The organism is Rhizobium sp. AG207R (genome assembly GCF_027109195.1).
Classification (GTDB): Bacteria; Pseudomonadota; Alphaproteobacteria; order Rhizobiales; family Rhizobiaceae; genus Rhizobium; species Rhizobium dioscoreae.
In genome coordinates this window covers 429,211-443,066 of record NZ_JAEPVT010000006.1, presented here as the reverse complement: position 1 = coordinate 443,066, position 13,856 = coordinate 429,211, and the positions used below count along the sequence as shown (strand labels likewise).

At 60.3% G+C, this 13,856-nt stretch carries 11 protein-coding genes; 5 read left to right on the top strand and 6 right to left on the bottom strand.

Going from position 1 to position 13,856, the window contains the following annotated elements; all coding sequences use genetic code 11:
- Positions 1-269 precede the first annotated feature (269 nt).
- Entirely contained in the window at positions 270-1,163 is an 894-nt protein-coding gene (locus JJQ51_RS17260; protein WP_113332155.1) for a DMT family transporter, read from the top strand.
- A gap of 3 nt (positions 1,164-1,166) precedes the next feature.
- Here the strand turns inward: JJQ51_RS17260 and JJQ51_RS17255 are convergent, their stop codons facing one another.
- Positions 1,167-2,075 (bottom strand): DMT family transporter, encoded by a 909-nt coding sequence (locus tag JJQ51_RS17255; protein WP_113351785.1) that lies wholly within the window; start codon positions 2,073-2,075, stop codon positions 1,167-1,169.
- A gap of 209 nt (positions 2,076-2,284) precedes the next feature.
- Between JJQ51_RS17255 and JJQ51_RS17250 the strand changes: the two genes are divergently transcribed.
- Positions 2,285-2,827 carry a GNAT family N-acetyltransferase gene (locus JJQ51_RS17250; protein ID WP_113351786.1) on the top strand — a complete coding sequence of 181 codons (543 nt, stop codon included), beginning with the start codon at positions 2,285-2,287 and terminating at the stop codon, positions 2,825-2,827.
- A gap of 37 nt (positions 2,828-2,864) precedes the next feature.
- On the opposite strand, the gene JJQ51_RS17245 is transcribed toward JJQ51_RS17250, so the two are convergent.
- The 3 genes from JJQ51_RS17245 to JJQ51_RS17235 form a co-directional block, all read right to left on the bottom strand.
- Positions 2,865-4,529: a DEAD/DEAH box helicase gene (locus JJQ51_RS17245; RefSeq protein ID WP_113351787.1), complete on the bottom strand. Its 1,665-nt coding sequence runs from the start codon at positions 4,527-4,529 to the stop codon at positions 2,865-2,867.
- A gap of 375 nt (positions 4,530-4,904) precedes the next feature.
- A complete protein-coding gene (locus JJQ51_RS17240) occupies positions 4,905-5,219 on the bottom strand; it encodes a hypothetical protein (RefSeq protein WP_113332159.1) in 315 nt (104 codons plus the stop codon).
- 147 nt (positions 5,220-5,366) lie between these two features.
- Positions 5,367-6,953 carry a trimethylamine methyltransferase family protein gene (locus JJQ51_RS17235; RefSeq protein WP_269244978.1) on the bottom strand — a complete coding sequence of 529 codons (1,587 nt, stop codon included), beginning with the start codon at positions 6,951-6,953 and terminating at the stop codon, positions 5,367-5,369.
- A 216-nt stretch (positions 6,954-7,169) separates the two neighbouring features.
- On the opposite strand from JJQ51_RS17235, the gene JJQ51_RS17230 reads away from it, so the two are divergent.
- On the top strand, positions 7,170-9,983 hold the full coding sequence (locus JJQ51_RS17230; RefSeq protein WP_269244977.1) for a response regulator: 2,814 nt from the start codon (positions 7,170-7,172) through the stop codon (positions 9,981-9,983).
- 66 nt (positions 9,984-10,049) lie between these two features.
- On the opposite strand, the gene JJQ51_RS17225 is transcribed toward JJQ51_RS17230, so the two are convergent.
- Entirely contained in the window at positions 10,050-10,877 is an 828-nt protein-coding gene (locus tag JJQ51_RS17225; protein WP_269244976.1) for an oxidoreductase, read from the bottom strand.
- 83 nt (positions 10,878-10,960) lie between these two features.
- On the opposite strand from JJQ51_RS17225, the gene JJQ51_RS17220 reads away from it, so the two are divergent.
- Positions 10,961-11,890 (top strand): AraC family transcriptional regulator, encoded by a 930-nt coding sequence (locus tag JJQ51_RS17220; RefSeq protein ID WP_269244981.1) that lies wholly within the window; start codon positions 10,961-10,963, stop codon positions 11,888-11,890.
- A 44-nt stretch (positions 11,891-11,934) separates the two neighbouring features.
- Here the strand turns inward: JJQ51_RS17220 and mnmD are convergent, their stop codons facing one another.
- A complete protein-coding gene (gene mnmD / locus JJQ51_RS17215) occupies positions 11,935-12,669 on the bottom strand; it encodes a tRNA (5-methylaminomethyl-2-thiouridine)(34)-methyltransferase MnmD (RefSeq protein WP_269244975.1) in 735 nt (244 codons plus the stop codon).
- On the opposite strand from mnmD, the gene JJQ51_RS17210 reads away from it, so the two are divergent.
- A complete protein-coding gene (locus tag JJQ51_RS17210; protein WP_269244974.1) occupies positions 12,668-13,852 on the top strand; it encodes an NAD(P)/FAD-dependent oxidoreductase in 1,185 nt (394 codons plus the stop codon). The two genes, mnmD and JJQ51_RS17210, sit on opposite strands and share 2 nt — an antisense overlap.
- Positions 13,853-13,856 lie beyond the last annotated feature (4 nt).

Genomic DNA, 13,856 nt, shown 5'->3' with positions numbered 1-13,856 from the left:
GGGTTGTTACCTGCCAGCTCTTGTCGCAATCTGCGGATCAAAATTTGAGCATCTGCTTCTTTTGCGGACTGAGTGCCTGGGTGATGGCTGAGATTTCTGAAACCATGGCGGTGGTTGGCCGGACGTGAAGAAAAATTGATCGCTGTTTTCAGCAGATCGATTTTGACCGCACAGCCGCTATCGGCTATCAGCCTTCAACCCCTCCGCGCGACACCCCGAGTCGACCAGGATTCCGGATCCCAAGCGCCACATATATCGGTCCGATTCCCATGTCCCTCGATAGGCTTGCGCCCGCGATTTTTGTCCTTCTCTGGTCCACCGGCTGGATCGTCGCCAAATATGCTTCGCTGCATGCGGGTCCCTTTACCTTCCTGATGATTCGCTACAGCCTTTCGGCGCTTGCTTTCGTGCTGCTCTGTTCGATCGTCCGCGCCCGGTGGCCACGCGACTGGGCCAGCGTGTTTCGGGCTGTCTATTCAGGGATTTTCCTGCACGGCATCTATCTCGCGGGCCTTTGGTGGGCGATTGCCGAGGGCGTGCCGGCCGGCATTTCCGGCATCATTGCGGCACTGCAGCCGCTGATGACCGCCATGGCCGCACCGCTTCTTGTCGGCGAGCGGCTGCGGCCGATCCAGAAGGTCGGTCTGCTTCTCGGTTTCCTCGGCATTGCGATCGCGATCTCGCCGAAACTCCTGGCGACGGATACGGCCAACCTCTGGCAATCGGCGGTGCCGCTTGTTGTCAATCTGCTGGCTATGGTCTCGGTGACTTATGGCACGCTCTATCAGAAGCGGCACCTTCAGACAGGCGACCTCAGAACCATTGCGACCTTGCAATATGTCGGCGCGCTGATCGTGACCGTTCCCTTGACCTTCATCTTCGAAGATTTGCACTTTGACGGCACGCAGACAGCGATTTTGTCGCTGCTCTGGTCGGTCTTCGGCCTGTCCATGGGCGCCGTCGGCCTGCTGCTCTATCTCATCCGCCGCGGGCAGGTGTCGCGCGCCGCATCGCTGATCTACCTGATGCCGCCGGCCGTCGCCATCGAGGCCGCTATCGCATTCGGCGAGCCGCTGACGCTGCCGATTATCGTCGGCACGGTGATTGTGGTGATCGGTGTCTACCTCACCAATCGGCGTCAGGCGGAAGTCGTGCCGGAATAGGCTCTACGACTTCTTCAGGGCATCGCTCCGTTGCCGCCATCGTAAGAGCCTGCCATCGACAACTACCAGGCTGGAGACGATCAGAGCCAATCCGAGGAATTCGTAAGGTTCCAGACGTTCTCCAAGGAATGCGGCGCTCAAGATGATCGCGCTCGCCGGCACGAGCAGCGTCACCAGCGACGCATTTGTCGCCCCGGCGGAGGCGATGAGATTGAAATAGAGAATGAAGGCGAAGGCAGTCGTTACGATTGCAAGAGTCCCAATGGCCAGCCAGATCGAGATATTCGTACTTATGATTTCGCCCGGATCGTAGAGAAGAAGGACGATCGGTATCATAACGATGGTGGAGGCGGTCAACTGGCCGGCGGCAACAACGACCGGCTTGATATCCCGAAATCGCTTCGCGAAAACGGCCGCGAATGCATAGGAAATTGCCGCTCCGATGACCGCAAGCTTTGCCCATGTCGGTCCGCCCAAATTGGCGAAGAGCCCTGGACCGATCATAATGGCAGCGCCGCCAATCCCCAGAGCCACGCCGGCGAGCTTGCTGGCGGAGAGCTTTTCGTCAGCCGTCAGCAGATTTGCGACCAGGACTGTCCAGAGGGGCGTTGTCGCGTAGAGCACCGAGGCAAGGCCTGCTCCGATCTCCGTTTGGCCGCTGAATATCAGAGAAAACGGGATGACGTTGTTGAGCAGTGCGAGACCCAGGAACGAAGCTGATCTGGCAATAGCGGGAGCAAAGGAAATGTTACGCAGGCGCAACCAGACATGCAGAACAAGCGCGGCAATCGAAACCCGATAGAGCACCAGCGCCAGCGGCGGGATTTCTGCCACCGCTATACGGGCAAAGAAAAATGATCCGCCCCACAACGCGCCGAGAAGCAGGAGCTGCCCCCAGTCGTTTGCCGACATCGGCCGCGTTGCCGTCTTTCGCAATGCACCGCCTCCCAATCCTCCAAACATGCTCTAGACTATGCCGGGAAGCGTCTGCAGGCAGGAAACAGTCATCCAAACATTGTTCGCCAAGAGAAATGAGAAAGCCGGGTTGCTTCGAAGTTTCGAATTTACTCTCATGACTGCGTCCGAAGTCTTCATGCAGGCCGTCAACGGAGGAACTATTGATGGCGATTGAGATTCGGCCTGCTGTCGACGGCGATTTGTCGGGCATTGCCCGTGTCGTGGTCGATGTCTGGAGGGCGACTTTTGCCGGGCTGTTGCCGGAGGATTTCCTAAAGGGCATGTCCTATAGACATCAGGAGCAGCGCCATCGCCGCTATCTTGGTCATGCCGGCATTGCTTATTACGTGGCGGAAGACGAGAAAGGCGAGGTTGTCGGATTTGCGAGCGGAGGGTCAAGCCGGCATTCGGGCTTCCCGCAGGAAGCTGAAGTTTACGCGCTTTATCTTCTGCCTCGCTATCAGCGCCGCAAGATCGGTTCGGCTCTCTTTACTAAAGTGGCGCGAGCTCTCAAAGATATGGAACATAAAGGATTGCTGGCGTTGGCATTGGAGAACAATCCAAACAGGGGTTTCTACGAGCGCCTGCGCGGTCGATCAGTGGCGACGGGGTCGCTTACATTCGGCGAAACTGCAATCGGTCAGATCGCATATGTTTGGGATGATCTCCCGGCTTTAATCGAAAGCCTGCAAAGCCAGGCGGAATAACCAAAGAAAAAGGGGCCAATCGGCCCCCTTAACTCCATCAGGCACGCTCGCGGCGCTGGCCGCTATTGCCGCGGCGGCGCATGCGGCCGTTGCCGCCATTGCGTTGTTCGCCCTGGGCGCCACGCTCTTCGTTGTGGCGACCTGCGGGGCGGCCGTGGGAATGGCGCTGGCCGCGATGGGCGCCGCCCTCATGCGCGGCACCGTTGCCATTGGACTGGCCATTGTGCTGCTGCTTGCGAGCGGGACGGAAATCCGAGGTGGAGGCGAGGTCGTTGTCGGGTTCCGGGCGTGGCGTCGGTTCGTTGCGGCGCTGGCCACGGAAATCGGCGTTGCGATTGTTTTCGCGATGCGGGCGATCGTCGCGCGGGCGGCGTTCCTGGCGCTCGCCAGCCTCACCACGAGCCTCGCCGTTTTCCTTGTCGAAGAACGGACGGCGGGCCGGACGTTGCGGGCGGCCTTCGCCGCGCTCGCGTCCCTGGCCATTCTGGCCTCTGCCCTGGCCGCCATTGCCGTGATTACCATTACCCTGGCCGCCACGGCCCTTGCCGCGAACGGGACGGCCGCGATCGGCCGGAGCTTCGCCGCTCGCAACGGCGATCTCGATACCCATCAGGCGCTCGATGTCACGCAACAGGCGGATTTCGTCGGGCGAGCAGAAGGCGATAGCGATGCCATCGCGGCCGGCGCGCGCGGTGCGGCCGATGCGGTGGACGTAAGCATCCGGCACTTCCGGCAGGTCGTAATTATAGACATGCGAAACGCCGGGAATGTCGATACCGCGTGCGGCGACGTCAGTTGCGACGAGAACGCGGACGTCGCCATCACGGAAGCCCTTCAGAGCGCGCTCGCGCTGGCCCTGGCTCTTGTTGCCATGAATGGAGGCGGCGGCATAGCCGACATGGTCGAGATGCTTCGTCAGTTTCTCGGCACCGTGCTTGGTACGCAGGAAGACGATCGAACGGCCATCCGGGTTGGCGTTCAGCGTTTCCTTGAGGATTTCGGTCTTGTGGTTCTGGCCGGCGACGAAATGCACATACTGTTCCACCTTGTCGGCAGCCTTACCGGGCGGGGTGACTTCCACCTTGACCGGATTGGTCAGGTAATCGGAAGCGAGGTCGGCAATCGCCTTCGGCATGGTCGCCGAGAAGAGCAGGGTCTGGCGCTTGGCCGGGACGAGCTTGGCGATCTTGCGGAGATCGTGGATGAAGCCGAGATCGAGCATCTGGTCGGCTTCGTCGAGGACGAGGTGCGTGACGTGGCCGAGCGAGATGGCACGGCGGTTGATGAGGTCGAGCAGGCGGCCTGGCGTCGCGACGAGAATGTCGGTGCCGCGCTCCAGCTGAAGCTGCTGCTTGTTGATCGAAACACCGCCGACGACGATGTTGATGCGCAGCGGCGTCTTGCGCACGAAGAGCTTCAGATTGTCGGCGATCTGGTTCACCAGCTCGCGGGTGGGGGCAAGGATCAGGGTGCGCGTCGTGCGGTTATCCGGGCGCTTGCCTTCCTTGGTCAGCATTTCGATGATCGGCAGGCCGAATGCGGCCGTCTTGCCGGTGCCGGTCTGGGCGAGGCCGATAAGATCGCGGCCCTGGAGAACGAGTGGGATCGCCTGTGCCTGGATCGGCGTCGGCGTAGCGAAGTTGTTCTGCGACAGCGTATCTACGATCTGCTTGGAGAGACCAAGCGAGTGAAAATCGGTCAATTCAATACCTTTCGGGGCGCCACAGAAAATAGGCCGGGTCGCACCATGCGGTCCGGTCTGTCTCTGGCGTCAAGAACCCCGCGTGAAGTGGGAACTTGTAAGTTGGAAATAGCTTTCCCAGCGCATTGGCCGCAGCGCTTGGCGCGGCCTCATTCATAAAAGCGCTTTTATCCTTCTCTTGCGTACAGATTGTCCCGCAGGGCACGCTCACGCGGCGGCCGGAAGGTGAAAGCTGAGGCGCATTTGGTCTTAAACGCGCGGAATGTCAAGAGGTGTAGGCGAAAGCTTTTCATCGCGCATACAAAAATGCCGCCGAAATCCGGCGGCATCCCAAATCTGACAAGGGCGCATGCGCTCAATCAGCGATTGCTGATCCTAGCGGCAGACCTCGACACGATAGGGCCGACCCCACCCGTCGTGGCGCCACGCCCAATAGCAGCTGGGATAGGGGCGCACATAGACGCGCTCGTAGACCGGGCCGTCATAGTAGGCCGGATATGCCGGATAATAAGCAGGGTAGGCCGGGCGCGCAGCCCCGGCTATCAAGGCGCCACCGACAACACCGGCGGCAAGACCGCCGAAGAAGGCGCCGCGGTCGGAGGCGCTGGCAGTGGTGGTGGTTACGGCCGTGGCGCTGCCAAGCGTCAGCGCGATCAAACCGGCCGTCGTTAAAGTGCGAAGCACAGACATTGACATCCCTTTCCCAAAACACAGGCTGGCTCCCAGCCAAAGCCGAGTTAGACGTTGCTTGGGAAACGGGGCGAAGTCGCGGCCGAAAAGTGGGTCGCGAGATTAAATTTCGTTCATGATTCCAGGCGTAAAGCCTTTGATTTTTAATTAGAAATCTGTAGGAACACCGCCCTCCGCCTTGCGTCTTGCGACGAAGGCGTCGAGCTCTTCCTCGATTGCCGGATCGAGGGGCGGCCGTTCGTAGCGCGCCAACGTTTCCTTATAGACGCGATTGGCGTGATCGTAGGTTGTAGGTCTTCCGGCTTCCGTCCAGGTTTCATTGTTTCGCCAGTCGGACAGGATCGGCGAATAGAAGGCGGTTTCGTAGCGGGCGAGCGTGTGCGCCGTGCCGAAATAATGGCCGCCGGGGCCAACGTCGCGTACGGCATCCAGCGCCAGGGCATCGGCGCTGACATCAAGCGGCTTGAGGAATTCCGCGACCATCTGCAGCATGTCGACATCCAGGATGAATTTCTCGAAGGAGGCGGTTAGCCCGCCTTCGCTCCAGCCCGCTGCATGCAGGACGAAATTGCCGCCGCCCTGGGTCAGCGCCCAGAGCGACAGCGCTGATTCGTAGGCTGCCTGCGCATCGAGCGTATTGGAAGCGTTCGTGTTGGAGGTGCGGTAGGGGATGCCGTATCGGCGAGCGAGTTGGCCGCCCGCGATGACCGCCTTCATGTATTCCGGCGTGCCGAAGGCGGGCGCGCCCGTCTTCATATCGACATTCGAGGTGAAGCCGCCATACATGACCGGCGCGCCCTTGCGCACCATCTGCGTGAAGGCGAGGCCGCAGAGCGCTTCCGCATTCTGCTGCACCAGCGCGCCGGCGATCGTCACCGGCGCCATGGCACCTGCCAGCGTGAACGGTGTGACCACGACTACCTGGCCGCGTGAGGACATTTCGATGATCCCCTGCAGCATCGGTCCGTCGAGGCGCAGCGGCGAGGAGGAGTTGATGATGGTGAAGAGTGAGGGCTCGCGCTCCATCTGCTCCATGCTGATGCCGCGGCCGATACGGGCGATCTCGATCGCGTCGAGATTGCGCTGCTTGCCAAGCGAATAGCAATGGAAGGCCTTGTCGGTGAGCTTCACGATGTCGGAGAGGCAATCGAGATGGCGCACCGAGGCATGGATGTCGATGGGTTCGACCGGATAGCCGCCGGTCATATGGATGACGTCGAATGACTGCGCAAGCTTGATAAGCTTGCGGAAGTCCTCCTGGTTGCCGGCTCTCCTGCCGCCATCGCGGTCGGCGACGAAGGGAGCGGAGGCAACCTGTGCGAAGACAAGATTGCGGCCGCCGATCTCGACGTTTCTAAGGGGATTGCGGGCATGCAGCGTGAAGTTCGAGGGGATCGAAGCGATCAGCTCCATGATCATGTTGCGATCGAAGCGGACGCGTTCCTTGCCCAGCGTGACGTCCGCGCCGGCAGCCTTCATGCGCTCGCGCGCTTCCGGCAGGATGATATCCATGCCGATCTCTTCGAGGATGGTCAGCGATGCCTCATGAATATCGTCAAGCGCTTCAGGCGACAGGAGTTCCGTGTGCGCGAGATTGTTGACGAGGTTGAGATATTTCGTGCCGCTCGGCTTGCGGCTGCGTTCGGCGCCACGCCCTCCGGCCCGCCGCCGCCGTTCGCCCGTCGCCGTTGCGATCTGCGCTTCGTTCAAGGTCAGGCTTTCTTCATCGCTCATGGCGCTCGCTCCCAATGATCCGTTGACGGATTCTTGGCAGAGTTTCCCTCGATGTGCCGCCGTCGTTTGCGACCAAGGCATGACCGTTATAGAACAGTGCATGGTCTGAACGCGACGTCGGCGCGATGGTTAAACATGGTTAACGCCTTGTTAAAGGCATTTATGTTAGAGGGTCGTTTCATGAACTATCATGCGCGGTGAAAAGAGAGGCTCCGTTTGACCTTGGACGGTGAACTGCTCGACATAGCGTGCCGTCGGATCGCCAGTCTGGACAGGCCCGCCTACATCAAGAACAGCGAGCTTCGTTACGTCGCCGTCAATGATGCCTATGCGCGGTTTTTCGGGCGCGAGATTTCCGATTTCATCGGCAATCGCAGTCACGATCTCCTCGATGCGAGCGAGAGCGCCGACAGAGAAGACAGGGAGCGCCGTGCGCTGGTCTTCGGCTCTGAAGAAGTGGCGCTGTGCTTCGATGGATCGGGTCGTGAGCGCTCGCGCATCCAGATCGAAAGTTTTTCCCCTGCGGAAGACCGCCTCTATATTTTCGGTGTATTTCTTGAAGCGCCTGCCAGGGGACTGCATCAGGATCTCGACAATATTCTTCGCTCGATGCCGATCGGTGTTTTGATCCACGACAGCGACTACGTCGTCGAATACGTGAATGATGCCTTCTACGACATTTTCGAATTCTCGAAGGATGAGCGCTTCGAAGGCCGCCCCTATCGGGATCTCATCGCCAAACATTACGAACTCGCGCGCTTCGACACCGACGGCCGCAGCATCGACGACATTTATCAGGCGCGCCTGGCAGCACTGCGCAAGGCAGGCGAGCATCTACAAACAGAAGTGAATTTTGCCGACGGCAAATCCGTCATCATCGATGCGCGCCGCATTGCCAACGGGCGGACGCTGATGTCCTACACGGATATTTCCGCCGTCAAGCAGCAATTCCGCGAGATCACCGAGGCCCGGCTGGCGCTGGAACGCCTCGGCGAGCTGATGGCCGATGCCATGCAGGCCATGTCCCAAGGCCTGCTGATCGTTCAAGACGGTACGATCATGCTGGCCAACGACCGGCTGAAGGATATGCTGAAGCTGCCGGCCGAGCTCCTCGAAGTCGGTAGAAACTGGTCTGCGGCGTTCGATTATTGTGCGCAACGCGGAGACTTCGGCGAGGACGCCGAGGCTATGCGGGCATCTTGGGGAGAAAGCGTTGCTGCCGGCAAGCCGATCTCTTGTGTGTTCCAGATTGAAGGCGATCGCTGGATGCAGCTCGAAGCCGCGCTCGGCGAGCATCGCCGCTGGACGGTGGTGCTGACCGACGTTACCGAGATGAAGGAGCGCGAGGCGGATTTGCAGCTGCTCCTGGCGCGCAGCAATGCCGCGGATCGGGCGAAATCCGAATTTCTCACTCATATGAGCCATGAAATCCGCACACCGATGAATGGCGTTCTCGGTATGGCGGAACTGCTTGGCAAGACCGATCTCGATGCGAGGCAGAAGACCTTCGTCGATATCATCGTCAAATCGGGCAATGCGTTGCTGACCATCATCAACGACATTCTCGATTTTTCCCGCATCGATACCGGCGAGATGCATCTGCGCAAGATGGCATTCGATCCCGCCGAGGCCGTCGAGGATATCGCGACCCTGTTGGCTGCCGCCGCATCGGAAAAGAATATCGAGCTGATGGTGCGCATCGCTCCCGGCGTACCGGCGGCGATCCTCGGCGATGCCGGTCGTTTTCGGCAGATCGTGACCAATCTTGTCGGCAATGCGATCAAGTTCACCGAGCGCGGTCATGTGCTGGTGGAGTTGGACAGCCAGCCGGCACCGGGCGACACCATATTGCTTGTCCTCCGTATCGAAGATACAGGCATCGGCATTCCCGAAGAAAAGCTCGATACGATCTTCGACAAATTCTCACTGGCGGATTCATCCTTTGCGCGGCGGCTCGAGGGATCGGGCCTTGGTCTTACCATTACTGCCGGTCTCGTCGATCTTTTCGGCGGTTCGCTGTCGGTGGAGAGCGAATGGGGGAAGGGATCGGTCTTCACGGTCCATCTGCCGATGCCGCTGGTTGCCGCTCGGGGCAAAATCGCGGAGCTGCCGGCCAATGTCAGGGATGCCCGCGTCCTGATCGTGGAAGACGACGCGATCCATCGGCGCATCTTGACCGAACAGCTGGCGCAATGGGGTTTTGACGGGCATGTCGCCGAGAATGGTGGGACCGCGCTCGCTATTCTGGATGCTGCCTTCGATATGGGCGTATCGGTCGATGCTGTTATCGTCGATTACAGCATGCCCGGCATGAATGGCTATCAGGTCGCGACCGCCGTGCGCGCCGATCCGCGTTTCGACACGCTGCCGATCGTGTTCCTGACGTCGATGGGTGTCGCCGGTTGCGACAGGGAATTCGCCGCGGTCAACGGCCAGGCGCATCTGATGAAGCCTGTGCGCGCCAATGTGCTGCGCGGCACGATCATCGATGTCGTGCGTGCAACGCGGCGGAAAAAGCTGGGTGAGCGATTGGCCTCCGTTGAACGTCGGCTGCCGATAGAGATGGAAGCCGCAGCCGCGATCGAGGCCACGGACGGGATGACGTCGGCCAAATCAGGCAATGCCATCGACGTCCTCGTGGCGGAGGACAACGAGGTGAACCAGATCGTCTTCACGCAGATCCTGCAGGCGACCGGCCTGCGGTTTCTCGTCGTGGAGAACGGCCAGGCTGCCGTGGACGCATGGCGCCAGCTGCGGCCGTCGTTGATTCTCATGGATGTGTCCATGCCGGTCATGAATGGTCATCAGGCGACCCGCATGATCCGGCAGTTCGAGACACAGGCCGGGCATGGATGGCATGTGCCCATCGTCGGGGTGACGGCGCAGGCACTGGATGTCGATCGCATCATGTGCATGCAGTCTGGCATGGATGATTGCATGTCCAAGCCGATCAGCCCCGAACTTCTCGAGACGAAGATCCGGCGCTATCTTGGCGATACCGCTCTCATGGCAGATCGCTCGAACAACTAGGGTTCGGATCCAGACTTGCTCGCAGGGCTGGATGGCGGCTTCCCGCCATCGCAACCGTCGCGGCCATCAGCCATCGGTGGAAACGGTAACGGCTTTCCAGGCTTCGATCTCCTGTTTGAGGCGCTCAATCCTATCCGACACAAGTGCAAGGGCATCGCTGCCGAGCAGGAGCTGCGGCGGAGGGGCGTCGGATTCGATCAGGTCCAGGACGGCTGTGGCGAGCTTGTCGGGATCGCCGAGCTGCTTGCCGCTTTTGGATTGCCGCGCCTGCCGGATCGGATCGAACAGCGTGTCATAATCCGCGATTGATCGTTCGGTCCGGACCATCGAGCGTCCGGCCCAGTCTGTCCGGAAGGAGCCGGGGCAGAGGGCAGTGACCCGAACGCCGAAAGGCGCCATCTCTGCTCGCATGACCTCCGAGATGCCCTGAAGCGCAAATTTGCTTCCACAGTAATAGGCGATGCCGGGCATGGTGATCATGCCGCCCATGGAGGTGACGTTGACGATGAAGCCGCTGCGCCTTTCGCGGAAGCGCGGCAGGAAGGCCTTGGCGACCGCAACTGCGCCGAAGACATTCACGTCGAACTGGCGGCGCATTTCTTCAAGAGGCGACTCTTCAAGAATTCCCTCGTGACCGTAGCCGGCATTGTTGATCAGCACGTCGACCGGTCCATGGTCTTCTTCCGCCTGTCGAACAACGTCGCCTATGCGGTCAAATTCCGTCACGTCGCATAGGATGGGTTGCACTGCCGGCAAGCGTTCTGTCAGGGCTGTCCGCGACTGTTCCGAGCGGATGGTGCCGATAACCTTGTGGCCATTCCGGATCGCGGCGGCTGCGATTGCGAAACCGAAGCCGGAATTCGCTCCGGTGATGAAGAAGGTCTTCTGTGACATGATAGATGTTCTCTTCTTGATTGGTCGATGCTCATGACTGATAATCTTCGAAACTGTTGTCAGCGATCGCGAAAACTATGAATATCTTGCCAAATCCTATGAATACGAAGAGCCAATGGTCGAAGCGTCGGGAGTTGATGGAGCTGGCAGGCCTTCTTGCTCCCAGCCAGGGATACAATCCAACCGCACTTGCCGGTGTCCGGATTCTCAGGACTGAGGCGGTCCTTCACGATGTCCCGGTGCTCTACAAGCCCGGTGCGGTATTCGTTCTGCAAGGCCGAAAGCAGGGTATGCTGGAAGGCGAGGTCTACCTCTACGATGAGGAGCACTATCTGGCCGTGTCGGTGCCCGTTCCGTTTCGGATGGAATCGTCAGCCAGCGCAAAACGCCCCTTGCTTGCTGTCTATGTCGAGTTCGACATGCTTGTGGCTGCTGAGATCGCCTCGGAGGTGGGGGCGAGACGGTCCGTAACAACGATGGGCAAAGTGAGAAGCCTGATATCGAGCAGGATGGAGCCGATGATCGAGGATGTCGTGCTGCGCCTGCTGCGGGCATTGCGTGATCCCATCGAGCTTGCGGTTCTGGGAGCAGGCATACTGCGCGAGCTGCACTACCGGGTCCTTGTGGGTCCGCAGGGCGGAGCGATGATCTCGGCGCTTCAGCAGCAGGGCATTTCCGGTAAGATCGTGCGAAGCCTGGCCCGATTGCGTGAAACCTACAATTCCGAGATTTCGGTTGCCGCGCTGGCGCGTGAGGTGGGGATGAGCGTTCCCTCCTATCACGTCCATTTCAAAGCCCTGACGGGAAGCAGTCCGATACAATATGTGAAGGCAATGCGGCTCCACGAGGCGCGGTTGATGATCGCGCGTCAAAGTGGGACGATTGCGGAGGTGGCGGCATCGGTCGGCTATGCCAGTGCTGCGCAGTTCAGCCGGGATTTCAAACGGCACTTCCGGCGGACGGCCTCCGAAGAGGCCAAGTGGGTTCGCCAGCATCTTGGCGAACTCATCTGAGCCCTCGATATGGTTGCCGACTAACCCGGCACATCGGACCGGCCTCAGGCCGGCTTGATGCCGCAGAGCATTTCGCGCTTGCCGGCGAAGCCCTTGCGCCGTTCCACGATAAATCCGGCCGCCTGCAGGTTTCGCCTCACGAAGCCGGCGGCTGCATAGGTGGCGAAGGTGCCGTTCGGAACCGTCTTGTCGTGGAGCGTCTGCATCAGCTCCGGCGACCACATGTCGGCATTGCGCGAGGGTGCGAAACCGTCGAGATACCAGGCATCAAAACCCGGTTCGGCACGGCTGACGCCTTCGAGAGCCGGGCCACAGACGACGCTGAGACGCGTATTTGCATCTAGCCTCAGCGACACGACACCCTGCGGGTTGTCCGGCCACGCTGCGGCAAGAGCCTGGCGCTCCCCATCGATTTCCGGCCAGTGCGAAAGCGCGCGGTCGATCTCCTCCGCTCTCATGGGATAGAGTTCGAAGGATATGAAGTGCAGGTTCGAACCGGGGATGGCCTGCTGCCGCCATTGGCGCCAGGTCTCGCAGAAGTTCAGGCCGGTGCCGAAGCCGAGTTCGCCGACGCGGAAGTCCTGTCGTCCCTGCCAGCGGTCGGGAACGCCATTGCCGGCCAGGAAGACATGGCCACATTCCAACCTGCCGTCGGTCTGGCAATAAAAATGGTCGCCAAATGCGGTCGAATAGGGCATATCGCCGTCGCGCCATTCGAGCTCCGGGCTTGCCGCATTGGTTTCGGACGCCTTGGTCCGATCGGAAACTGGATCTGTCATGGAAAAAGCCGATAATCCTCCAAGACCTGCGGGTCAATCGTCCGTCGATCTGCTGATCGTCGGTGGCGGGATCATGGGGCTATGGGCCGCCGTTCATGCCGAGCGTCTTGGTATCCGGACATTGCTTGTCGAAGCTGGCCGTTTCGGGCAGGGGGCAAGCGGTGGTCTGCTTGGCGCGCTGATGCCGCACATGCCGGACAAATGGTCCGAGAAGAAACAGTTTCAGTTCGATGCGCTTGTCGCGCTGGAAGAGGAAATTGCAACCCTGGAAGCGGAGACCGGCCTTTCAGCCGGTTATCGCCGCGCCGGTCGCTTGATCCCGCTGCCGAAGCCGCATTTGAGGCAGATCGCGCTGGGTCATTCCCAGGATGCGGAGGTGCATTGGCACCATGGGGAGCGCCGGTTTCACTGGAATGTGCTGGATGACGCACCCGTCGAAGACTGGATCGAACCTTCAGCCGGCGAAAGCGGCTTTGTCCACGATACACTGGCGGCCCGCGTCGCACCGCGCGCGTTTCTGGAGGTCCTGCGGAGGTTCCTTACAGCTGCACGACATGTTCGGCTTTGCGAGGGCGTTACCGTCGAGAGTATCGATCCAGGGCGGGGCCTTGCGCGTTCAAGCGATGGCGACATTCGCTTCGGGCGCTGTATCCTTTCTGCCGGTTACCGTTCGTTTCCGATCCTTGATGAATTGACGGAAGGACGCAAAGCCTCATTCGGTCAACCGGTCAAGGGACAGGCGGCCATGCTGAAAGCCGATGTTGACGGCGGCTTGCCCGTCATCTTCCGCGACGGGCTCTATATCGTTCCGCATGAGAATGGATTGGTCGCGGTCGGCAGCACGAGCGAGAACCGATTTGACGATCCTTTATCGACGGATGGGCAGCTCGACGATCTGTTTGCAGCGGCGCGTGCCATGGCGCCGGTGCTCGCCGCCGCGCAAGTCGTCGAGCGTTGGGCGGGCTTGCGCCCGAAGGCCGTGGATCGTGATCCGATGGTGGGTGCCCATCCAGATCACCCCGCGTTGATTGCGCTCACAGGCGGCTTTAAGGTGAGCTTCGGGCTGGCGCATAGGCTGGCGGAGGCGGCGGTACGTGAGGCGGTGGGCGCGCCCGGTCGCTTCAACTTGCCGCAGAGTTTCACTTTAGCGAGTCATATTTCAGTCATATCACATAAAACGTGAATTC